Origin of the sequence: Novosphingobium sp. FSW06-99, from assembly GCF_001519065.1 — a bacterium.
GTDB lineage: Bacteria > Pseudomonadota > Alphaproteobacteria > Sphingomonadales > Sphingomonadaceae > Novosphingobium.
In genome coordinates this window covers 425,584-445,702 of the sequence record NZ_KQ954252.1, presented here as the reverse complement: position 1 = coordinate 445,702, position 20,119 = coordinate 425,584, and the positions used below count along the sequence as shown (strand labels likewise).

The following is a 20,119-nucleotide window of genomic DNA, read 5'->3' as shown; positions in this document are numbered from 1 at the left end:
CTGGTGATATGATTGTTGGTCGGGCGGGGATGAGGGGCGGGCGGTATGAACAGCGCTTTGCGCGGCCTGCTATCAGGCGTAGACTTGCGCCGGTATCGCCTGGCAAACCGGCGATGTGTCCTGCGCCGTCCGCCAACGTCTGGGCGTAAACCCGGTCATCATCGCGAACGTGCGTGTAAAATGGCTCTGGTCGGAAAAACCGCACGCAAGCGCAATCTGCGCCAGCGGCATGCCGCGCTCCATGATCATGTCCTTGGCGATTTCGATCCGTCGCTGCATCAACCAGCGGTGCGGGGCCACGCCGGTGCTGCGGCTGAACGCGCGCGAAAAATGGCTTGCCGACAGCCCGCAGGCATCGGCGACGGTATCCAGCGACACACCGCCATCAAGGTTCCGGTCGAGGGCGTTCCTGGCCAGCCGCAACTGCCATGGCGCCAGCCCGCCACGATCGGGCGTCCGTGGCGGCTTCAGGCCGCCATAGCGCTGTGCAAGGTGCAGGTTGAGCGCGAGCGAGACCTGATCGATCGTCGCCGTGCTGGATGCCGATGACGGCTCGAGCGCCCGTTCAAGGCAAGACGCCAGATGCGCCAGCACGACATCTTCCCGAGCGGCCCCGACGGGCAGTGAAAGCGATGCGATCCGGGCCGCGCCATAGTGGTCGGCGACGCGATCAAACGCAGAGCGCGGAAGAAACAGGTCGACGCCCTGATCGTCTCCATAGGCTGCCGGATCCATGGCCAGACTCACCAGACCCCTGGTCGCCGCCGCGAACGGGATCACCGGCAGCGTGTCCAGCTCGATGCGCATTTCACCGGGTGTCTCGGCACCCGTATCGATGTTGAGCACCAGACCACGATTTGACCGGGCAAACGGCGGGGCACTGTCAACCGCGCGATCGACCGCGGCCAGAGGCGCATGAATGCGGAAGAAATCCCGGTATGATCGGGTCTGTGCATAGCCGCGGCTCATCTTTGCCCTCCTTGCATCAGGCACTGGCCGCGTGAATTTCCACCGCAACCATGGGCCCCCGTCGCAACCAACTCTAGGTCAACGCCAGGCGAAGCGTAAGTTAAGCGTTGTAAAACTCGTTTATCCGCACGAACTGACCCCGCGCGAGGCAATCCCCCGTTCCAACGCGACATTTTCGTGCCGCGATCCCGGGACCCGGTATTTCAGACCGTGCCTGGATCGTCCGGCCAACAGCGCCGATGGCGTGAGATCGGACGCCAGAATCGCGCCCAGTGGTCCAGGCATACCTTTGCCGGAGACCCCTGCCGCACCGGGCCCCGCCTGTTCCGGCATCTTCGTGACCGGTGGCACCCGCGCCGCGCCTGCCAATATCGCGACGCGAGATTGGCGCCAACACGCTTGCGGCAATAGGGTTCATGGCCAGGGCGCGTGGCCACAAGGTTTTCGTACGCTGTAAATCTTGTTAAGAACCTGACGCAGGCACCGCACAAATCGGTTGCCGACAACGCGGCTGATGCGATACGTTATCGATATCAATAGCTACCGAAAATCTGAGTCTCATCCACGACTTTCGATTGGCCGGGCATGGGGGAAGTTGCCCGCTGATTGGCGACGCTGAGGGGTGAAGTGTCCGACCAGAAAACCTCGAATGCACAGGATACACTGCGCTTTGGGCCGTTCGAGCTGTCATGCGGGGCCAAAACCCTGTTCAGGGATGGGCGCAGGGTTCGGATCGGAGGACGGGCACTCGACATCCTGATCGCGCTTGCCGGGCGATCTGGCGAAGTCCTCACCAAGAACGAGTTGTTGGCGGCGGCGTGGCCCTACACTTTCGTTGACGAGAGCAATCTGCGTGTCCACATCGCAGCGCTGCGCAAGCTGTTGAGCGATGGTCTGGGCGGTGCCGGCTTTCTGGTGAACGTTGCGGGGCGCGGCTATATTTTTACTGCCCCGGTCGTATCCGGCGGTTCGGCCCACGTCCCGGCTCCACAGCAGGCATTATCACGCGCGCCGCCCGAATCCGCCAACCCGCTGGTGGGACGGGCGCCGATCATGGCAACGGTCGTTGCAGAGCTGGACCGCCACCGGCTGATCACCATCGTTGGCCCTGGCGGTGTGGGGAAAAGCGCGTTGGCGCGGGCCGTGGGCGATGCCGTCGCAGACCGTCCACGGCGCCTGTGTTTCGTCGATCTCACCACGATCGGCAGCGCCGATCTGCTGCCTGCGGCGGTTGCCTCTGCGCTCGATGTCGCGGTCCTCTCGCGCGATCCGGTGCGCAATCTGGTCGCATTCCTGGCGGACCAGGATGTGCTCCTCGTGCTCGACAATTGCGAACACGTCATCGATGCGGTCGCTTCGCTGGTGACCGAACTGATCGAGCGCGCGACCGGCGTACAAGTCCTGGCGACCAGCCGTGAACCGTTGCGGATCAGCATGGAATCGGTCGTTCGCCTGCAGCCGCTGGAGACACCGGCCGCCGACGCGATCCTCGATGCCGCGACGGCACTTGACTATCCGGCCGTCAGGTTGTTCGTCGATCGGGCGGCAAAAAGCGCCGACAGTTTCCAGTTCGGCGACAATGAAGTGCCTGCAGTCACCGACATCTGCCGACGGCTGGACGGGCTGCCGCTGGCGATCGAACTCATTGCCGCCCGGGTCGATCTGTTCGGCATCAATGCCCTGGCCACCTCGCTTGGCGAACGGCAGATGCTGGGCGCGCGCGGAAGTCGCAGCGCGCAACCGCGCCAGCAATCGATCCGCGGCGCGCTCGACTGGAGCCATGATCTGCTTTCGCTCCCGGAACAGATGGTGTTTCGGCGCTTTTCGGTCTTTCGCGGCTGGTTTTCGCTGGAATCCGCTGTCGCAGTGATCGCCGACAATGCGCTGCCGACTGACGATGTGCTCGACGCGATCGCCTTGTTGACCGCCAAATCTATGGTCAACACCGACACCGGCGGCACCCGGGTGTTGTACCGGTTGCTGCACATCACGCGCATCTATGCCGCCGAGAAACTGGCCGAAAGCGGCGAATCCGCTTGCATGCACCGTCGTCATGCGGGCCATTTTCGCGATCTCCTGATTGGCGCCGAAGCGCAGTGGGAGACGATGAACCGCCAGCAATGGCTCGATGTGCATGGCTATGCGATCGATGACGTGCGCGCCGCGCTCGACTGGTCGTTCGGCGCCGATGGCGATGTGGAGATGGGCGCGCAACTGATTACCGGTTCGCTGCCGTTCACGTTTCAGCTTTCGCTCATCGACGAATTCAAGATCAGGGCCGAAACGGCGCTCGCTTTCTTCACGGGTGATCAATCGCCGGTTGCCCAGCTCCGGCTGGTCACCGCACTGGTGCAATTTTCACTCAACTCCTCGTCCGATCAGGCCGCGTTGCAGGCACTGTTCGACCGGGTTGATGCGCTGTGCCCGATCGTCGGCGAGAGCAAGTTCAAGATCGAACCGCTCCTCGCCCGCGCCGTCTACAACATCGAACGCGGTGACCATGGTGCCGCGCTGAACGACGTGGTTCGACTGGGCCACAGCATGCGCCAGTCGATCCATCCGCTTGGCCGCCTGGCGATCGACCGCACCGAAGCACAAGTGAATCATTTCACGGGCGATTTCCCCAGGTCGCGATCGATTGCAGAGCGGGTGATCCGTCATCCGGCCAAGACCATCCCGCTGATCTATATTCCCGCCACGATCGATCGCCAGGTTACCATGCGGATATTCATGGCGCGGTCGCTGTGGATCGAAGGATGGGTCGACCAGGCGATCGCGTTGAGTGCCGAGGCAATGACCATGGCCGGTCGGGACGGGCCTTTGTCGATGACGTTTACCCTGGCGATGGGGGCATGCCCGATCGCGTTCTGGTCGGGAGACGAGGATCTGGCCGGCCGCTACACCGACCAACTGCTGACTTATGGTCGCCGCTACACGCTCGGGCGGTGGGAACGGCTGGGCGACGGGTTCGCATCGGCGCTTGAACACCGCCGGGCGACACCGCAAACCGGCCATGCGCGCACTTTCACCATCGTCGAGCCGGTCAGCGAGATGCAGCGGATGCTGCTGGCAACGATCGATCCGCGCCACGTGACCGAACCACTTGCCGCGAAGGCCGATCAGGACTTGTGCGGGTGGTGCAACGCCGAAATCCTGCGTCTGCGCGGCGAACACTATGGGCAGGCGGGCGGGCATGACGCCGACGCAAAAGCCGAACGGTACTTCGAACGCGCAAGAGCCGTGGCGCGCCAGCAGGGTGCGCTTTCGTGGGAATTGCGCGCGGCGACGAGTCTGGCCGGTCTGTGGCGCCGCCAGGATCGCGTCGCTGCGGCAGGCGCAATGCTGCAGGCGACGCTCGACCGCTTTTCCGAAGGGTTCCAGACCGGCGAGCTGCGGCGTGCATCGGCCCTGCTCGACCAGTTGCAGACGCCCTGATCGCCGGCACGGGCATGATGCGGCATGCGTACGCCCCACCGCCGAGGCGCGCAAACGGCGTGTACCAGCGCATCACATTGTGATCGGATTCTCCAATTTACCGTGCGGCAATTCCCTTACCATCCTCGCCAACGCGCTTCGCCTGCAGACCGGGCGCAAGGCGCCTGTGCCAGGATCCCCCGATGAAACCCAAAGCGTCCCTCGAACAAGAGATCAGCGAGCGATTTGGCCTGTCCGCACCGACCCTGGTTTCAACGCTCGGCAAGTCCCCCCCGATCACCTTCAGCCGCCTGAAGAGCGATCGCCCCCAGCGCGAGCCGACCAAGGCGCCGCGCGCAGAGGATGCCTATACCATCCATGTCATGCTGCAGCCGGTCACCGAAATGCAGTTGTGGCTCAATGGCCGTGAGCACCATGTTCCGCCGATGCCCGCTGGCGGCGTGGTCATCGGCCATCTGGAAAACGGGCCGATCGCGCGTTACCGGTCTGCCTGCGATTTTCTGCGGCTGTACATCGCCAAAGCGACCATCGATGAATTGTCGGACAGCGCATTCGGCAGGACACCGGAAGGGCTGCGTCGACCCGACCATGGTGCCGGTGATCCGGTGCTCCATTCCCTGGCATCGGTCGGCGCCGAACTGGTCAGGCGTCAATCGCCAGTTGATCAGCTCTTGCTCGATCAACTGGCGCTCGCGATTCATGCCCATCTGACCCATGCCTATGCCGGGCCGCCTCGGGACCCGCGCCAGGCAAGCGTAGGCGGCCTTGCGCCGTGGCAGGAAAAGCGCGCCAAGGCGTTCTTTGAGGCGAACCTGGGCGAGGCGGTCTCGCTGGCGGAAGTCGCCGGGCTGTGTGGCATTTCACCCAGCCATTTTGCGCGCGCCTTTCGTGCGGCGACCGGTCGACCACCCCATCGCTGGCTGCTTGAACGCCGGATCGAGGCCGCAAAAGCGGCGCTCAGGCTATCCGACGGGCCGTTGGCAGAGATTTCGAAGGCCTGCGGCTTTTCGGACCCCAGCCACTTTTCCCGCGCTTTCTCGCAGGCGACGGGCGAAACACCGGCAGCCTGGCGTCGCAGCCATGGCCGCACGACCCATCTCCCGATCAGTCCCTCGCCGTAGCGCGACTTGCCGGACGGTCCAGCCCCGCGGCCGGTGGGCCGACCGGCAGCGGGGCTGGCCTTCAGCGATCGATGCCTTCCTGCGCGCGAACACCGGCGCGAAAGGCGTGTTTGACGTCCTGCACGCTGCTGACGGTGTCTGCCGCATCGATCAGCGCCTGATGCGCCGACCGTCCGGTGATGACCACGTGCTGCATTGGCGGACGGGCGAGGATTGCGGGCATGATCTCGTCGAGGTCCAGATAGCGATACGTCACGAGGTAGGTCAGTTCATCGAGCACCACCAGCGCGATCGCTGGATCGGCCAGCGCCGCCCTGGCCTTTGCCCAGCCCGCGCGTGCGGCCGCGATGTCGCGTTCGCGGTTCTGCGTTTCCCAGGTGAAGCCTTCGCCGCAGATGTTCCAACTGCACCCGTCCTGGCGCGCAAAGAACGCCCGCTCGCCGATATCGTCGCTGCCTTTGATGAACTGGAACACCGCCGCGCGCCGACCATAGCCGAGCATGCGCGCGACCATGCCGAACGCGCTCGACGATTTGCCCTTGCCGTTGCCGGTGATCACCAGCAGCAGCCCCTTGTCGATCGTTGCGGCCGCGATCTTGGCATCGACCACCGCCTTGTGCTTGCGGGTGCGGGTGCGATGACGCTCCGCCTCGTCCGCGGTGCCGCTGGCGGGCGGGTTTGCCGTTTCGCTCATCCGCGTGCCCGGTTACGCTGTGCCGCACGCGTTGCCACGACGAGGCCATGCATGGCGGCGGCCACCCCGGTCCAGATCAGCGTCGCCATCAGGGTGAACGGAAAATAGCGGGCCAGACGGGGCAGGAAACCCGCCAATGTCGGGTCGGGAAACCGTCCGCCGAGGAAATAGAAGCCCCCGCTCGACAGGACTTCGGCCCCCAGCGTGGCGCCACAGACCAGCGCGAACAGCGCCGGGATCGACGATGGCGCAGGGGCCAGTCGCGCATGGGCAAACCGTCCCGCCAGCCACATCGTCCCATAGGCGGGGATCAGCATCGCATAGGCCGGTGTAAAGCAGAAATTCGACGTGCCGAAGTGGTTGATCATGACGAGATCGATGCCAAACCCCAGCAGGAACAGCGCCGGGAACGCCAGCCGCGAACGCACGTAATAGCCCGCCACGAAAAAGCTCGCCCAACTGGTATCGGGCACATGCACGGCCTGGCTCAGCGAATGGCTGCGGGTAACCACCATCACGGTCGCCAGCGCGGCAAGAACGGCACCATCAATTCGGTCTTGTCTGGTCATCGAACGATCCTTCAAGGTTGGTTAGAGTCTGTTTCGAAACAGAACGATGCAACCATGTTGGCGCCCGGAAATGCGAAGGGCACAGGTGTAACTGGTGGCAACCGCCACGCCGCACAATTTACCTGATACCGACCATCGCTGCTCTCCTTTGCGTCACCGACATGCTTGATGTCGTCCGCCAAGGGGCACCTGTTGCACATCACCCCCAAGGGGCGCCGTGGCACAGGCAGACCTCGTTCATCCGGTACATCCCGCCCGGACGAAGGAACGACCGCAAAAGGCCGGTTTCCTGACTTCCCGGATCATCACGCTGATCGCCGCCTTCTCGGGGAAAAATCCCCAATGGCATAATGGCGAGGCGCATCCCCGGTCACAGTTGCGGGAGCAGTGTTGGTCGGGCGCGCCGCGCGAATCGATGCCGATTCATCGCGACGGCCAGCAAACTTCCCGATTAAGCCCTTGCGGGCACCCTTTGCGCCACCAGCAATAGGCAACCATCGGATGCCGCGCAAGACATGCGATCACGCGGCCTGGCCGACCAGTTCGGATGGCTTGATGTCGGCAATCGGCCCCAGGATTGACGGATCGAAGTCGGCGAGAGGACGGCCATCGTGCAGGCGTTGCGGCAAATCGGGATTGGCCAGCGCCCCGCGTGCGATGGTGATGATGTCGGCGCCATCATCAAGTGCCGCAACGGCCTGTGCGATCGAATGCAGACCGCCATTGGCCAGGATCGCCGTACCGGGGGCATGGCGCCTGGCAAGGCGCATCAAAGATGGGCCACCCGCTGCAAAGGCCGGCTGCCACGCTTCGAATTCGGTTACATGGATAAAGTCCGCACCGCCCTGCGCCAGGCTGCCGAATACCACTTCCGCATCGCGCTCGGCATCCGCCCACTTGTGGTAGTAGTCGTTCACTTTGCCTTGCGAAATACGCACGCCAACCGGCACCCCGGCGCCGACGCGCGCGCGCACCGCTTTAAGCGTTTCAAGGATCATGCGCATGCGGTTCGTCGTGGAGCCGCCCCACCGATCCGACCGCCTGTTGGTATAATCGGTCAGAAACTGGTCGAGGAGATAGCCATTGGCGCCATGGATTTCGATGGCATCAAACCCGGCCACCTCGATCGCACGTCCGGCCGATGCGGCAATGCCTTCGATGGCATCGGCGATCTGCGTTTCGGTCATCGCGGCGGGCAAGGCATAACGGTCCTTGCCGTGATAGAACGCCATCTGTTCGCCCTTTGGCTGAACGGCAGACGGGCCCACCGCACCATCGCGAAAGCGATTGCCCTGGCTGATCGCACCGGCGTGCATCATTTGGGCAATGGCCAGGGCACCATGGGCCCTGATCCCGTTGACCGCCGGTTGCCAGGCACTGGCTTGCACCGCATCGGTCACCCCCGACTGATGAACATAGCCCTGGGCATAGGCCTGATCGGTGTAAATACCTTCGGTAATCACCGCGCCGAAACCGCCGCGCGAAAAACGTTCGTAATAGCGGGCCATGGTTTGTGTAGCACGGCCGTCTTCGGTTGCTGAAATGCGAGTCATCGGCGCAACGGCGATGCGGTTTTTTACGGTACAGCCGTTTATAACGATCGGCGAAAAAAGCGCGGATGTGTCGATATTCATTGTCCTGACCTCCAACAAGCGTGAAATTCAGCCAATCGCCTGACAGTTGCGCGATTGCTGACTTGCTGATCCGGATCTAGCGGTCAGGGTGGCGATGCAGAAGACAGGCTCGCCGATAAGCAATATATCGAATTTCGTTATAATATGAGCGCCGAGCGGGGCTATGCCTCGGGCGCAGGCGGTGCTCTGGTCTGCAACTTGTCGCGCAAGGCATCAATAAACGCTCTCACCCGCGCGGGCATGTGCGTACGCGCCAGGAACACCGCCCATATCCCGACTTCGACCGGTTCGACGTCGGCCAGCACGATCCGCGTCAGTTCCCCGCTTTCGAATTGATCGTGCACGTCCCAATACGTCAACATGGCGATGCCGACGCCCGCCATGCAGGCCGCGCGAACCGCATCGACGGTGTTGGCCGCCAGTGGCCCGGCAATCCGGACGCGGTGCGCCTCTCCGTCGCGCAGGAAGGACCAGGTGTCCAGGGCGTGAAGTCTGATGCACGGATGACCGGCCAGATCTTGGGAGGTGGCAGGCACGCCAGAGCGTGCGATGTAGGCGGGCGACGCGCATAGTGTAAACGGATTGTCGGCCACCCGCGTGGCGATCATGTCCGACGGCTTCATCACCGCCACGCGGACCGCCACATCGATACCTGCCGTCGCAATGTCCAGAAAACCGTCGCTCAGCGTCAGATCGACGCGCAGCGCCGGATTGCCGGCGATCAGTTCGGCCACGACCGGGACCACCACCGAATGGCCGATAACGTTGGGCGCCGTGATCTTCAACACGCCCGCAAGGCCCGACGCACCCGACGCGACCGAGTCCAACGCGCAGTCGCGCGCCTCGATCAAAGCGGCGGCATGCGGCAGAAAGGCCTCTCCCTCGGGCGTAAGCGACAGCGAGCGCGTCGTGCGGTGGAACAGGCGCGCGCCCAGTTCCGCTTCGAGGCCCGCCAGCCTGCGACTGACCAGCATCGGTGTCGTGTGCAAATGCCGGGCAGCGGCCGACAGGCTGCCAGCCGATACAATGGCGCGAAACAGGTCAACGTCGGCGATGTCCATATTATAACGGTAAGTGATATATTTTTTGTCGACAAGCTCGTCTTCCGGCAGACGCCGGCAACGACCGGATCGGCGTCTATCGCATCTTCGACACTGTCATGGGGACGGCACGACGAGCAGCCCTTCACCGGCCCAACGCGCCAGAAAACCGCCAGCGGCGGCGATCCCTGCGTCAAACCCATGCTGGTCCACCAGGTGTTGACACAATTCGGAAAATCCCAGGCCCGCAGCCATTTGCGCAAACACATCGACTTCCTGGTCGTCCAGATAGCGATAGTGGCATGTGAACGCCCGGCGCCATAGCACCAGCGATCTGGGCCGGGTGGCGGTGATCGCGGCAGGCGGGGTTTCGCCCGCTGCCAGTGCCGACCAGATTTCTGCCGCATTGCTGATCAGCGTCATGACCTTGGCCGAAGGCACCACTTGCAGCACGGCGGATTCCCAATCGATCGCACCAGCACCGGCAAGGTCGAGCGCCTCGGCATCTGGCGCCACAAAACATTCCGACAAGTGCCATTCGAGCGAGGCCAATTCCCGCACTTCGGGATCATTGGGATAGAATTCGCCCAGAAAGGCCGGGAACCCTTCGGGATAGGCATCCAGCGTCCAACTGACTGGCGGGTGCGCGTCGATATAATGCGCGGCGGCGGCGGCGAATTCCTGGTCCCCCAGCCACAGCCCAGTGTGGGACAGAACTTCGGACAGGCACGCCATCAGCGCGCCACGGTAATTGTTCTGATAGACTGGCAGGCCGCGCGAATCCGCCAGGCCAAGGCGCGCGGCAACGACGGTGTCGTCCTCGCGCAGCCAGGCGCAAAAATCCTTCTGCAGGGTGGAAAGGCTCATGCCATGATCCTTGCGTCGGCCAGGCTGCGCGCCAGTGCCAGTTCATCCAGCAATTCGCCAAGCGGCGGGATATTGTCGTCGCGCTCGATCATCACCCAGGGCTTTGCCCCGGCGGCCGCCAGCCGGTCCATCGTCGCCACATAGAGCGCCCAGACGCCATCGGGCACGGGTTGATCATGGGTATCGACCAGCAGTCCGCGCCCGTCGATCGTGCGCTGTGTGTGACCGGCCAGATGGATCTGGCGCACACGATGCAGCGGCAGGCCTTCGAGATAGGCTTGCGCGTCCCAACCGTGGTTGGTTGCGCTGACAAAGATGTTGTTCACGTCGAGCAGCAGGTCGCAACCGGTGCGGCGGGTGATCGCGTCCAGAAATTCCCACTCGGTCATGTCGCTCGCGGCAAACCCGACATAGCTCGACGGATTTTCGACCAGCATGGTGCGGCCAAGCACGTCCTGCGCATGGCTGATGTTGGCGCACACCACGTCCAGCGCTTCCTGCGTGTATGGCAGGGGCAACAGGTCGTGGCTCTGCATGCCGTCATGCCCCAATCCCGCGCGCGTCCACGACAGATGATCGGAAACGAACGCGGGTTCGATTTCGTCGACCAGCGATTTCAGGCGCCCGAGGTAATCGCGATCGAGCCCGTCGGCCGATCCCAGCGACATCGATACGCCATGCAGCGCCACTGGATGCAGCGCCCGGACCCGGCGCAAGGTATCGCGCGGACGTCCGCCCGGAACCATGAAGTTTTCCGAGATCACCTCGACGAAATCGAGCGGCGCGCCGCCTGCCAACACCTCGGCATAGTGCGGTTTGCGCAGGCCAAGGCCAAAGCGCGCCTCTGCGCAGGGGGCCGGAAATTGACGGTGTGCCATGATCGTGGGCTATCCCGATAGTTTGGAAAGAGCGGACCGCCCCCATGCGGGCATGAGGGGAAACGGGGGCGGTCCGCCAGGTGTCCCGGCCGTGAGACAGACTAGGGGGCGTCTGGCCGGGAAAGCGGGACGATCAGGCCGGAGGGGTCAGGCTGCCGCCATCCGCCTTGCAGGCGCCCTTGGATTCCGCTTTGAAACCCTGGCCCTTGCAGCTGTTCTGGCCCTTGCAGTCATGGTTGCCGCTCTTGCAGTCGGACTGGCCCTTGCACGCGTTGACGCCATAGCAGGGGGCGACTTTGGCTTCGTGGCTCTTGGCATAGGCCGGGGCGCTGGCGCCGACGGCGGCCATCGCAACGAGGGCAGCAGCAGCGGCAAAGCCAAAACGCGCGCCCATCTGGGTGGTGGTGGTGGTCATGGAAATCTCCTGGATAATGTGCCCAAGCGGCATTTACCCATTCGATTTGAGACCCGTACCGGTTACACACCGGCGCAGAAATTTTCCTACCACCGCAACAGACGGGGGCCGACAAGGGCGCCAAGACCCGCCGCCACAACGATGCCCAGCGTGTACCAGGCAAGCACGAAGATGGCTGAAACTTCGGGACAGTGCAGGCAATAAAGCGTCGCGCTCCATGCGCCGGCGCAAAAACCTGCCATCGCGCCTGCCGCACGCAACCGCGTCGGCGCCAGCCACCGAAAGGACCACAGCAGCCCGCCAAAGATCGGCACCGCCAGCAGGACCACCAGGGCCGAGCAAACCCGCGCGCTGTGCCCCAGCCACATCGACAGCCATTGCGCACGCGGGGCCATGATCATCTGGCCAAGGCCGATCGTCGCCAGCCCCAGCACCGGCAACGCCAGCATCCACACCCGCCCCATGCGCCCCGGATCGGGCCGTGCCAGCCGTGCCGTCACGGCCAGCGCGCCCACCCCGAGCGAGGCGGTGTATATCCCCTTTATCCAGAATGCCGGACCATGCATGGCGATCATCAGATCGGGCCGGACGCCAAGGCCCATCCCCACCAGCGCCAGCGTTCCGCCGCCGCCCAGCATGAGGCCCGCGACCAGCCGCCTGCCCAACCAGTTGGGCGCAACGGGCGGCACATCCTGCGCCAGCGCGATGATCAGCTCTTCGGCCTTCACTGGATGCTGTCCTTCACGCGCCGGGCCAGTGCCTTCAGCCCGCGATGGACCGACACTTTGACATCGGCTTCGCCGATCCCCGCGCGTGCGGCGGCTTCGGCGGTAGTCAGGCCTTCGATCCGGGTGGCGCGAATGGCCTGTGCCTGCTTGGCCGGGATCATCGCCAGCAACCGGCCCATGTCGGCGCGCGCGCTCAAGGCCTCGACATAGCCTTCGACCGCGAGAATGTCCTGAACATCCTCGATCGAACAGTGGCTGCGATGCTGGCGAAAATGATCGATCATCTTGTAGCGCGCGATGGCAAACAGCCACGCGGTGAACGGGCGCGCGGGATCCCAGGTGGCGCGACGGGAATGGACGGCAATCAGCACTTCCTGCACGAGATCCTCGATTTCATCGTCGCGGCCAGCCATGCGCCGGCGAAAAAAACGCCTCAGCACAGGAAGCAAGTCGCGCAGCAAACGGGCATGCGCATGCGCATCGCCGGCAAGCCCGGCAATCATCCATGCCCTCAATTGAACTTCGCTCGCCCGCATGCGCCCTCTGATCGTGTTTCGTGCGAGGGGCGCCAAAAGTTACAGCGGCCGGACGATTTTTTGAAAAGGCCGCCGCGACGTGTAACCAACCGCGCCGCCTGGCCGAACTTGGAGAGCACACACCGCTGCCAAAGGACACGCCATGCGCCGCCCACTCTCCATTCTGGCCGTTTCGCTCAGCCTGCTCGCCTCACCCGCACTTGCCGCGCAGGAGACCCCGTTCACCCCCGCCGCGTTCCACACCGCGCAGGCCAACCATGAAGCCATACTGGTCGATGTCTTTGCATCGTGGTGCCCGATCTGCCGCTCTCAGCAAGGCACCCTGAAGAAGCTGACCGCCGACCGGGCCTATGACCACCTGCATATTTTCCGCATCGATTACGACACCCAGAAGGCCGATTGGCAGGCGCTCCATGTCATCAAGCAGGGCACGCTGATCGCATTCAAGGGCGGCACCGAAGTCGACCGGGTCAACTTCAACACCGACGAAGGCGTGATCCATCATGCGCTCGCCGCAGCCGTGCGCTGATCGGCCATGGTGCTCAATCCCCTACTGGCCTTTGTGGCCGGAGCGTTGACGATCCTGTCGCCTTGCGTGCTTCCGCTGGTTCCGATCGTGATGGGCAGCGCGGCGCAGCGAGGGCGTTTCGGTCCGCTGGTGCTGGCTGCCGGACTGGTGTCGGGCTTTACCGCTGTCGGCATGTTTGCGGCGACGGTGGGGGCAAGCCTGGGCATCGACAATCGCAGCTTTGCGCTGCTTGGCGCCGTTCTGCTGATCTGCGCCGGGGCGGTCCTGGCAATTGCCCGCCTGCAGGCGGTGCTGGCGCACCTGGCCGCCCCGCTCGTGGCCTGGGCCGGACAACGCCAGGGCGCCTTGCAGACCAGAGGGGTTGCCGGGCAATTCGGCACCGGCCTGCTGCTGGGCCTGGTCTGGAGCCCATGCGTCGGACCGACCCTGGGGGCGGCTGTGGTGCTCGCGACCGAGGGACGCAGCCTGGTTTCGGCGGCCGGGGTGATGTTCGCGTTTGCGCTGGGCGTGGCCAGCGTGCTGACGATCCTGGCCTATGGCGCGCGGGCGGCGCTGGCCAGGTGGCGCACCGACCTGCTGCGCGCAGGGCGGACCGCCAAGGCTGCGCTCGGCATGGTCATGATCGCGATCGGCGTGCTGGTGATCACTGGCGGAGATCACTGGCTTGAGACGAAAATCGAGGATGTCAGCTCGGATTCGCTAACCGCACTCACCACACGCTATTGATCGGGAACACGCCGTGTTCTGACTTACAGGGGTACGCAATGCGTGCAGCGAACCGACGCGCCGTGCTGTTTGGCCTGTGCGCGACCGCCGTGACGGCCGGTACTCTGGGAACCAGCCAGGCGATGGATTACAGCGATCCAGACACGATGTACGCGGCGCTGCGCAACAGGCAGCGGCAGACGATCACCATCGGCGGCGGATCGATCGCGGTGGTCTTTGCCGATCGTTTTACAGAGTCCGCCCGATTGGCGATCTTGCGCTGGGTTCGCCGCGCGGCATTGGCTGTCACCGCCTATTATGGCCGCTTTCCGGTGCGCAATTACGCGATCCTGATCGTGGCGGAACCGGGCAGCCGCGTCGGGCACGCCACGACATTCGGCTATGACGGCGCGGCAACGCGCATCGGCGTGGGTCTGGATGCCGGCAGCGACGCATTCGACCGCGATTGGGTCTTGGTGCACGAGATGGTGCATACGGCGATGCCCGACCTGCCGCGTCGCGCGCTGTGGCTGCAGGAAGGCAATGCCACCTATGTCGAGCCGATTGCGCGGGCGCTGGCCGGGCAATTGCCGGCAGCCGACGTCTGGCGCGAGGCAATTGACGGCTTGCCAAGGGGCCTGCCGCAGGCGACCGACGCCGGCATGGATGGCACGAATGCCTGGGGTCGGCTCTATTGGGGTGGCGCCATTTTCTGGCTCCAGGCGGAAATCGCGATCTACCGCGACAGCGCTGGCACGCGCTCGCTGCGTGACGCACTGCGGCACATCAACCGGGCAAGTGGCGGGAACGTGGCGAACTGGGATCCCGAATTGCTGATGGCAACCGGCGATGCCGCGCTGGGATCAGACACGCTTGGCAGGCTCTATCACCGCTTTGCGACATCGCGGATGACGGTCGATCTGGCATCGGTGTTTGCCGACCTGGGCATTGCCGACGATGGCGAGGGGCACATCATGTTTGATGATCGCGCCGCGCTGGCCGGATTGCGGCGGTCGATCACTTTGTGATCGGCCGATTGCCGGTTCGGCCGCCGTTTGGCTGTGATCCGCCCTCGGGCTGATCAATGCGCGGCAGCACGCTGGCCTCGATCGCCGGATAGAAATGGCTGACACTGCGTTGCAGTTCGTATCGCGCGGCGGCCATGCGGGCAAAACGCGGCGGGATGGGCATGTCACCCGCCTCGGTCATGTCCAGGCCCCGCCCGGCCGCATCGCGCAACGCAGCATCGAGCCAGGCCAGCCAGTCGCGCGTCTGGGCAATCGCGCTGCCGTCGCGATCGACCGGGCCATGGCCCGGCACCAGCAGCGTGCGCGGGATCGCCGCCAGCCGGTCGAGCGCCCCGCGCCAGGCCGCCAGGTCGGCATCGGGCGTGGCCGGGGCGCGATCGTGAAACACCAGATCGCCCGCCAGCACGATACCGCTGGCATGGTCGCGCACCACCAGATCACAGCCGCTGTGCCCGTTCATCGCCAGCAGCGTCAGCGCGCGCCCACCGACCGACAGCTCGCCGGGCGCCAGCCGCCGCGCCGGGATGACCAGTTGGGTCTCGCGCATCCAGTCGGCCAGAATGCGGAACATTGCGTCGGACATGCCGGGGCCATCGCGTTCGATCTCGGCAATCGTGCCGGGCAGCGCGGCCACGATCGCCGGATCGAACGCCGAGGCGCCGAGCGCATGATCGGGGTGCAAGTGGCTGATCAGCACCAGCACCGGCGGCTTGCCGGTCAGGCCTTGCGCCAGCGCAGACAGCGCCTGGGCATAGGCTTGCGACGGGCCGCAATCGAACAGGATCGGCCCGTCGGCGGTCGCCAGGATCACGCTGTTGGCGATCGCCCCGCCGTTTTCAAAGGCAATCGGCGCGTCGCTGCCGCGCACCAGCCACACGCCCTCGGCCAGGGGTTCGGCCTGAGGCCGATAGTGCCCGGCAAAGCGTTCGGCGTGCACCGGCACCGCCAGCGCAGAGGCCCCCAGCATGGCAAGCGCGCCGCGCCGGGTCAGCCGGTTCATGGCAGGCGCCCGGTAAATTCGCGCCCGTTGCTGTCGCGCATGGCAATCGTGATCGGCCGCGTTTCGCCTGCGGGCAACAGCAGGGTAAACGCCGGATCTTCCGACATCGACCCCGATACCGTCATCTGCGCCATCGTCTCGCCGCCGGCCGTCACCCGCACGGTTTCCAGATTGTAGGCGGGGATCGTGTCGACCAGCCCGGTATCCATCGGGTGGCGAACCGAAAAGCGCAGCCGGGTGACTGCCGCTCCGCCGCCGTCGGTGCCGTGCCAGACCGCGCCGCGCACTTCGCCCAGATGCACCGCCCAGTCGCCATGGGCCCGGCTGGCCGGAGGGGCCGAACAGCCGCCGCCTGCGGCATCGACCCACAGCCCGGCCACATGCCAGGTGCCATCGGCAGTCTGCGCCGCCACCCGCACCGGGGTGCGCTGATCGAGCTTGATACGCAAGCCAAGCCAGGGCGCGGCCTTGCCGGGCACGAAATCAACCGGGACCGGGATCGGATCGAGATCGACCAGCACGACGATCCGCCGCACATCGGGCAAGGCACGCGCATCGAGCGTCACCGGAAAGACATGCTGGTTTTCCGCCAGCATCGGCACGGCAATATGCACGCGCGGATCGAACACCACCCGATCGTGGCCGAACAGCCGTTCTGCCTGCATGTCCCACATTGGCGATTGCAGGGGGTCGGGCGCAGGGGCAGCATGGGCCGCGCCCGTCATCAGCGCGATCAGCGCGGTGCCTGCCATCAATCCTCTCATACCAACAGCCAATATATCGCGACCGCCGGGCGTGCGACATTGGCCAAAGGGAGGACATATGACCGCGTTGCGCACCCATCGGCTGACCCGGCGGACGATGCTGCTCCATGCCGGGCTGTCTCTCGCCGGTGCGACGACCGCCTGCGCCGACGAAGCGCTGTTCGATGCCGAGGGCTATCGCTGTGCGCGCTATCGCAGCGTGGTCGACCGCTTGCCCGACCCGGCGCGCCGCATCGCGCTGGCCGAGGCGCTGATGCTCGGGTCGCAGGGGCTGTTTATCGATGTCCTGCCCGCCGAGGGCGCCTTGCGCGATGCGCACAGCGGGCAATGGCGGCTGGCCGAGGCGCACCAGTCGATCCCCGGCGCGCTGTGGTTTCCCGAAACCGGGCGCGCGCCGGTCGATCCGGCGTTGTGGCAGCCCTTGCTGCGCCATACCGCGCGTTGGCGCCAGGATCATCCCGCGTGGCCGATCGCGGTGTTCTGCCGCGCCGATTGCTGGATGAGCTGGAACGCCGCGCGCCGTCTGGCGCGCGCCGGATTGCCCGGCGTTTTCTGGCTGGCCGAAGGGATCGACGGGTGGCACGATGCCGGACGCGCGCTGGCCGAACTGGTTCCTGAAGCCGCCTAGGGTGTGTGGGGATTTGGCTCAGGGTGGAACGAGAATGGCTGATTTTGAGAACCGGCGCGCAGCGTACTTCAGTACGTGAGCACCGGAAGCGCAAAAAGCGGCCGTTCGCAGCCCGCCCTGAGCCAAATCCCCACACACCCTAGTTCCAAGGTACAATTGGCGCCACCCTCGCGCGCGCGCAGACAGGCCGCAAGGGGTCCCGGTCGCAAAGTGGCCGGAACTCGCATGGTTCATGGTATGGTGTGACGGGAGAGTGCAATGCTGCAGGAAGCCATCAGCAAATTTGCTGGCAAATCGGTGATCAAGGAACGATTTGAGCATTTCATCGGCGGGCGCTGGGTTGCCCCGGTGCGCGGCCAGTATTTTGACAACATCTCGCCGGTCACCGGCAAGCCGGTGTGCCAGATCGCGCGCGGCACCGCCGAAGATATCGAAGCCGCGCTCGATGCCGCGCATGCCGCGCGGGTGCGCTGGGGCAGCACCGCCCCCGGCGAGCGTTCGAACATCCTGCTGCGCATCGCCGACCGGCTTGAAGCCAATCTCGATCTGCTGGCGCTGGTCGAAACGATCGACAATGGCAAGCCGATCCGCGAGACGATGGCCGCCGACATCCCGCTGGCGATCGACCATTTCCGCTATTTCGCGGGCTGCATCCGCGCACAGGAAGGCTCGATTTCGGAAATCGATGCCGACACCATCGGCTATCACTTTCACGAACCGCTGGGCGTCGTGGGCCAGATCATCCCGTGGAACTTTCCGATCCTGATGGCGGCGTGGAAAGTCGCGCCCGCGCTGGCGGCCGGCAACTGCATCGTGCTCAAGCCGGCCGAACAGACGCCGATGTCGATCCTTGTGCTGGCCGAACTGATCGCCGACATCCTGCCCGAAGGCGTGCTCAACATCGTCAACGGCTTTGGCCTCGAAGCGGGCAAGCCGCTGGCCACCAGCAAGCGCATTGCCAAGATCGCGTTCACCGGCGAAACCTCGACCGGGCGGCTGATCATGCAATATGCCAGCGAAAACCTGATCCCGGTCACGCTGGAGCTCGGCGGCAAGAGCCCCAACATCTTCTTTGCCGACGTGGCCGCGCACGATGACGATTTCTTCGACAAGGCGCTCGAAGGGTTTGCAATGTTCGCGCTCAACCAGGGCGAAGTGTGCACCTGCCCCAGCCGCGCGCTGGTGCACGAATCGATCTATGACCGGTTCATGGAACGCGCCATCGCGCGGGTCGAGGCGATCAAGATGGGCAACCCGCTCGACCCTTCGACGATGATCGGCGCGCAGGCTTCGAACGAACAGCTCGAAAAGATCCTGTCCTATATCGATATCGGGCGCGGCGAAGGCGCCGAAGTGCTGACCGGCGGTGGCCGCGCGGTGCATGGCGGCGAATTGGCCGATGGCTATTATGTGACCCCGACCGTGCTAAAGGGCCACAACAAGATGCGCATTTTCCAGGAAGAAATCTTCGGTCCGGTGCTGTCGGTGACGACATTCCGCAACGAGGAAGAAGCCCTGGCGATCGCCAACGACAGCGCGTTCGGCCTGGGCGCCGGGGTGTGGAGCCGCGATGCCAACACCTGCTATCGCTTTGGCCGCGCGATCGAGGCCGGGCGCGTGTGGACCAATTGCTATCACGCCTATCCCGCGCATGCCGCGTTCGGCGGGTACAAGCAGTCGGGCATCGGCCGCGAAACGCACAAGATGATGCTCGATCACTATCAGCAGACCAAGAACCTGCTGGTCAGCTACAGCCCAAAAAAGCTTGGATTTTTCTGATACTGCACAGTGCGGGACGGGCCACCTGGCCGGTTCCGCACTGGACGACCGGGGAGAGAACGATGTCTGATGCACAAGACGCGGTGGTGGTGACGGTGCTGTACAACCAGCCCGCAGATCCTGCCGCGTTCGAGGCTTATTACGCGGCAACGCACCTGCCGCTGGTCGACCGGATTGGCGGCATCGACCGGACCGTGCTGATCAAGGGCCTGCCCGACCCGGATGGGGCCAAGCCCGCCTATTACCGGATGGCGCACCTGTTCTTTGCCAATGCCCAGGCCATGGCGGCCTCGCTCGGGTCGCCCGAAGGTCAGGCCGCCGTGGGCGATATCGCCAATTTTGCCGATGGCGGCGTGACGGTGCTGACCGGTGTCGTCGGCTGACGCGCCGCCCCGGGCTGACGCGCCGCCCCGGGTTGTCGCCACACCGGCGGCCGAAGCGCTGATCGGCGCGCTGGTTGATCGCCATGGTCCGATCATGTTGCACCAGTCGAGCGGGTGCTGCGACGGATCGGCACCGATGTGTTTCCTGCGCGGCGAATTTCGCATCGGTGCGGGCGATCTGCTGCTGGGCGTGGTCGCAGGCGATACGCCGGTGTGGATCGGCGCCACCCAATTCGAATATTGGCGGTACAGCCAGATGGTGCTCGATGCGGCACCGGGGCGCGCCGCCGGGATGAGCCTGGAGGCAAGCGAGGCCATGCGCTTCATCGGGCAAGTCCGGGTGTTTGACGATGCCGAGGTCGCGGCACTGGCCCTGATCGGCGATCCGCCGCATGGGTCGGATTGATGATACGACCA

General features: G+C 64.7%; 21 protein-coding genes and 1 riboswitch. Of the genes, 9 read left to right on the top strand and 12 right to left on the bottom strand.

What is annotated here, in order from left to right; genetic code table 11:
• Positions 1 to 72: 72 nt before the first annotated feature.
• Positions 73 to 969: an AraC family transcriptional regulator gene (locus tag AQZ49_RS04585; protein WP_067613355.1), complete on the bottom strand. Its 897-nt coding sequence runs from the start codon at positions 967 to 969 to the stop codon at positions 73 to 75.
• 606 nt (positions 970 to 1,575) lie between these two features.
• Between AQZ49_RS04585 and AQZ49_RS04580 the strand changes: the two genes are divergently transcribed.
• Entirely contained in the window at positions 1,576 to 4,404 is a 2,829-nt protein-coding gene (locus AQZ49_RS04580) for an ATP-binding protein (protein WP_067613353.1), read from the top strand.
• A 182-nt stretch (positions 4,405 to 4,586) separates the two neighbouring features.
• Positions 4,587 to 5,525, top strand: a complete 939-nt coding sequence (locus AQZ49_RS04575; protein ID WP_067613351.1) for an AraC family transcriptional regulator — start codon at positions 4,587 to 4,589, stop codon at positions 5,523 to 5,525.
• Positions 5,526 to 5,586: 61 nt separating this feature from the next.
• On the opposite strand, the gene cobO is transcribed toward AQZ49_RS04575, so the two are convergent.
• From cobO to AQZ49_RS04530, 9 genes are all read right to left on the bottom strand, one after another.
• Positions 5,587 to 6,219 carry a cob(I)yrinic acid a,c-diamide adenosyltransferase gene (gene cobO / locus AQZ49_RS04570; RefSeq protein ID WP_067613349.1) on the bottom strand — a complete coding sequence of 211 codons (633 nt, stop codon included), beginning with the start codon at positions 6,217 to 6,219 and terminating at the stop codon, positions 5,587 to 5,589.
• Positions 6,216 to 6,788, bottom strand: a complete 573-nt coding sequence (locus tag AQZ49_RS04565; RefSeq protein WP_156428128.1) for a hypothetical protein — start codon at positions 6,786 to 6,788, stop codon at positions 6,216 to 6,218. Before AQZ49_RS04565 ends, cobO begins: the two co-directional genes overlap by 4 nt.
• Positions 6,789 to 7,049: 261 nt before the next feature.
• A riboswitch (cobalamin riboswitch) is annotated at positions 7,050 to 7,276 on the bottom strand.
• A gap of 33 nt (positions 7,277 to 7,309) precedes the next feature.
• Positions 7,310 to 8,422: an NADH:flavin oxidoreductase gene (locus tag AQZ49_RS04560; protein ID WP_067613345.1), complete on the bottom strand. Its 1,113-nt coding sequence runs from the start codon at positions 8,420 to 8,422 to the stop codon at positions 7,310 to 7,312.
• A gap of 161 nt (positions 8,423 to 8,583) precedes the next feature.
• Positions 8,584 to 9,483, bottom strand: coding sequence for a LysR family transcriptional regulator (locus AQZ49_RS04555; protein WP_067613343.1), 900 nt, complete (start codon positions 9,481 to 9,483; stop codon positions 8,584 to 8,586).
• A gap of 96 nt (positions 9,484 to 9,579) precedes the next feature.
• Positions 9,580 to 10,329 (bottom strand): HvfC/BufC family peptide modification chaperone, encoded by a 750-nt coding sequence (locus AQZ49_RS04550; RefSeq protein ID WP_067613341.1) that lies wholly within the window; start codon positions 10,327 to 10,329, stop codon positions 9,580 to 9,582.
• Complete coding sequence (locus tag AQZ49_RS04545; RefSeq protein WP_067613339.1) at positions 10,326 to 11,207, bottom strand: MNIO family bufferin maturase; 882 nt, start codon at positions 11,205 to 11,207, stop codon at positions 10,326 to 10,328. Before AQZ49_RS04545 ends, AQZ49_RS04550 begins: the two co-directional genes overlap by 4 nt.
• Before the next feature lie 133 nt (positions 11,208 to 11,340).
• Positions 11,341 to 11,622 (bottom strand): BufA2 family periplasmic bufferin-type metallophore, encoded by a 282-nt coding sequence (locus AQZ49_RS04540; RefSeq protein WP_067613337.1) that lies wholly within the window; start codon positions 11,620 to 11,622, stop codon positions 11,341 to 11,343.
• Between the two features lie 86 nt (positions 11,623 to 11,708).
• Positions 11,709 to 12,350 (bottom strand): DUF1109 domain-containing protein, encoded by a 642-nt coding sequence (locus tag AQZ49_RS04535; protein WP_067613335.1) that lies wholly within the window; start codon positions 12,348 to 12,350, stop codon positions 11,709 to 11,711.
• Positions 12,347 to 12,886 (bottom strand): sigma-70 family RNA polymerase sigma factor, encoded by a 540-nt coding sequence (locus tag AQZ49_RS04530; RefSeq protein ID WP_067613333.1) that lies wholly within the window; start codon positions 12,884 to 12,886, stop codon positions 12,347 to 12,349. The genes AQZ49_RS04535 and AQZ49_RS04530 overlap by 4 nt, the downstream gene beginning before the upstream one ends.
• A 142-nt stretch (positions 12,887 to 13,028) precedes the next feature.
• Between AQZ49_RS04530 and AQZ49_RS04525 the strand changes: the two genes are divergently transcribed.
• Genes AQZ49_RS04525 through AQZ49_RS04515 form a run of 3 tightly spaced genes read left to right on the top strand, consistent with a single transcriptional unit; the run spans position 13,029 to position 15,148 of the window.
• Positions 13,029 to 13,415 (top strand): thioredoxin family protein, encoded by a 387-nt coding sequence (locus tag AQZ49_RS04525; RefSeq protein ID WP_067613331.1) that lies wholly within the window; start codon positions 13,029 to 13,031, stop codon positions 13,413 to 13,415.
• Positions 13,416 to 13,421: 6 nt separating this feature from the next.
• Positions 13,422 to 14,141: a cytochrome c biogenesis CcdA family protein gene (locus AQZ49_RS04520; protein ID WP_067613329.1), complete on the top strand. Its 720-nt coding sequence runs from the start codon at positions 13,422 to 13,424 to the stop codon at positions 14,139 to 14,141.
• 38 nt (positions 14,142 to 14,179) lie between these two features.
• Positions 14,180 to 15,148 carry a gluzincin family metallopeptidase gene (locus AQZ49_RS04515; protein WP_067613327.1) on the top strand — a complete coding sequence of 323 codons (969 nt, stop codon included), beginning with the start codon at positions 14,180 to 14,182 and terminating at the stop codon, positions 15,146 to 15,148.
• On the opposite strand, the gene AQZ49_RS04510 is transcribed toward AQZ49_RS04515, so the two are convergent.
• A complete protein-coding gene (locus AQZ49_RS04510; protein WP_067613325.1) occupies positions 15,138 to 16,148 on the bottom strand; it encodes a quinoprotein relay system zinc metallohydrolase 1 in 1,011 nt (336 codons plus the stop codon). The genes AQZ49_RS04515 and AQZ49_RS04510 overlap by 11 nt on opposite strands.
• The gene (locus tag AQZ49_RS04505; RefSeq protein WP_067613323.1) at positions 16,145 to 16,912 is read right to left on the bottom strand and encodes a quinoprotein dehydrogenase-associated SoxYZ-like carrier; all 768 of its coding nucleotides are present in this window, start codon (positions 16,910 to 16,912) and stop codon (positions 16,145 to 16,147) included. The genes AQZ49_RS04510 and AQZ49_RS04505 overlap by 4 nt, the downstream gene beginning before the upstream one ends.
• A gap of 58 nt (positions 16,913 to 16,970) precedes the next feature.
• Here AQZ49_RS04505 and AQZ49_RS04500 point away from each other — a divergent pair, with 58 nt between their 5' ends.
• From AQZ49_RS04500 to AQZ49_RS04485, 4 genes are all read left to right on the top strand, one after another.
• The gene (locus AQZ49_RS04500; protein WP_369819071.1) at positions 16,971 to 17,540 is read left to right on the top strand and encodes a rhodanese-like domain-containing protein; all 570 of its coding nucleotides are present in this window, start codon (positions 16,971 to 16,973) and stop codon (positions 17,538 to 17,540) included.
• A 258-nt stretch (positions 17,541 to 17,798) separates the two neighbouring features.
• Positions 17,799 to 19,319, top strand: a complete 1,521-nt coding sequence (gene adh, locus AQZ49_RS04495; RefSeq protein WP_067613321.1) for an aldehyde dehydrogenase — start codon at positions 17,799 to 17,801, stop codon at positions 19,317 to 19,319.
• 62 nt (positions 19,320 to 19,381) lie between these two features.
• Positions 19,382 to 19,702 carry an EthD family reductase gene (locus AQZ49_RS04490; RefSeq protein WP_067613319.1) on the top strand — a complete coding sequence of 107 codons (321 nt, stop codon included), beginning with the start codon at positions 19,382 to 19,384 and terminating at the stop codon, positions 19,700 to 19,702.
• Complete coding sequence (locus tag AQZ49_RS04485; RefSeq protein ID WP_067613317.1) at positions 19,689 to 20,108, top strand: DUF779 domain-containing protein; 420 nt, start codon at positions 19,689 to 19,691, stop codon at positions 20,106 to 20,108. Before AQZ49_RS04490 ends, AQZ49_RS04485 begins: the two co-directional genes overlap by 14 nt.
• The last annotated feature ends 11 nt before the right edge of the window (positions 20,109 to 20,119 follow it).

Bases quoted from the DNA above. Each gene is read 5' to 3' on its own strand.
- AQZ49_RS04530 (WP_067613333.1), bottom strand. From the start codon at position 12,886: ATGCGGGCGAGCGAAGTTCAATTGAGGGCATGGATGATTGCCGGGCTT.
- AQZ49_RS04500 (WP_369819071.1), top strand. From the start codon at position 16,971: ATGACCGCGTTGCGCACCCATCGGCTGACCCGGCGGACGATGCTGCTC.
- AQZ49_RS04585 (WP_067613355.1), bottom strand. From the start codon at position 969: ATGAGCCGCGGCTATGCACAGACCCGATCATACCGGGATTTCTTCCGC.
- AQZ49_RS04515 (WP_067613327.1), top strand. From the start codon at position 14,180: ATGCGTGCAGCGAACCGACGCGCCGTGCTGTTTGGCCTGTGCGCGACC.
- AQZ49_RS04540 (WP_067613337.1), bottom strand. From the start codon at position 11,622: ATGACCACCACCACCACCCAGATGGGCGCGCGTTTTGGCTTTGCCGCT.
- adh (WP_067613321.1), top strand. From the start codon at position 17,799: ATGCTGCAGGAAGCCATCAGCAAATTTGCTGGCAAATCGGTGATCAAG.
- AQZ49_RS04560 (WP_067613345.1), bottom strand. From the start codon at position 8,422: ATGAATATCGACACATCCGCGCTTTTTTCGCCGATCGTTATAAACGGC.
- AQZ49_RS04525 (WP_067613331.1), top strand. From the start codon at position 13,029: ATGCGCCGCCCACTCTCCATTCTGGCCGTTTCGCTCAGCCTGCTCGCC.
- AQZ49_RS04520 (WP_067613329.1), top strand. From the start codon at position 13,422: ATGGTGCTCAATCCCCTACTGGCCTTTGTGGCCGGAGCGTTGACGATC.
- AQZ49_RS04545 (WP_067613339.1), bottom strand. From the start codon at position 11,207: ATGGCACACCGTCAATTTCCGGCCCCCTGCGCAGAGGCGCGCTTTGGC.
- AQZ49_RS04550 (WP_067613341.1), bottom strand. From the start codon at position 10,329: ATGAGCCTTTCCACCCTGCAGAAGGATTTTTGCGCCTGGCTGCGCGAG.
- AQZ49_RS04505 (WP_067613323.1), bottom strand. From the start codon at position 16,912: ATGAGAGGATTGATGGCAGGCACCGCGCTGATCGCGCTGATGACGGGC.
- cobO (WP_067613349.1), bottom strand. From the start codon at position 6,219: ATGAGCGAAACGGCAAACCCGCCCGCCAGCGGCACCGCGGACGAGGCG.
- AQZ49_RS04490 (WP_067613319.1), top strand. From the start codon at position 19,382: ATGTCTGATGCACAAGACGCGGTGGTGGTGACGGTGCTGTACAACCAG.
- AQZ49_RS04510 (WP_067613325.1), bottom strand. From the start codon at position 16,148: ATGAACCGGCTGACCCGGCGCGGCGCGCTTGCCATGCTGGGGGCCTCT.
- AQZ49_RS04575 (WP_067613351.1), top strand. From the start codon at position 4,587: ATGAAACCCAAAGCGTCCCTCGAACAAGAGATCAGCGAGCGATTTGGC.
- AQZ49_RS04555 (WP_067613343.1), bottom strand. From the start codon at position 9,483: ATGGACATCGCCGACGTTGACCTGTTTCGCGCCATTGTATCGGCTGGC.
- AQZ49_RS04565 (WP_156428128.1), bottom strand. From the start codon at position 6,788: ATGACCAGACAAGACCGAATTGATGGTGCCGTTCTTGCCGCGCTGGCG.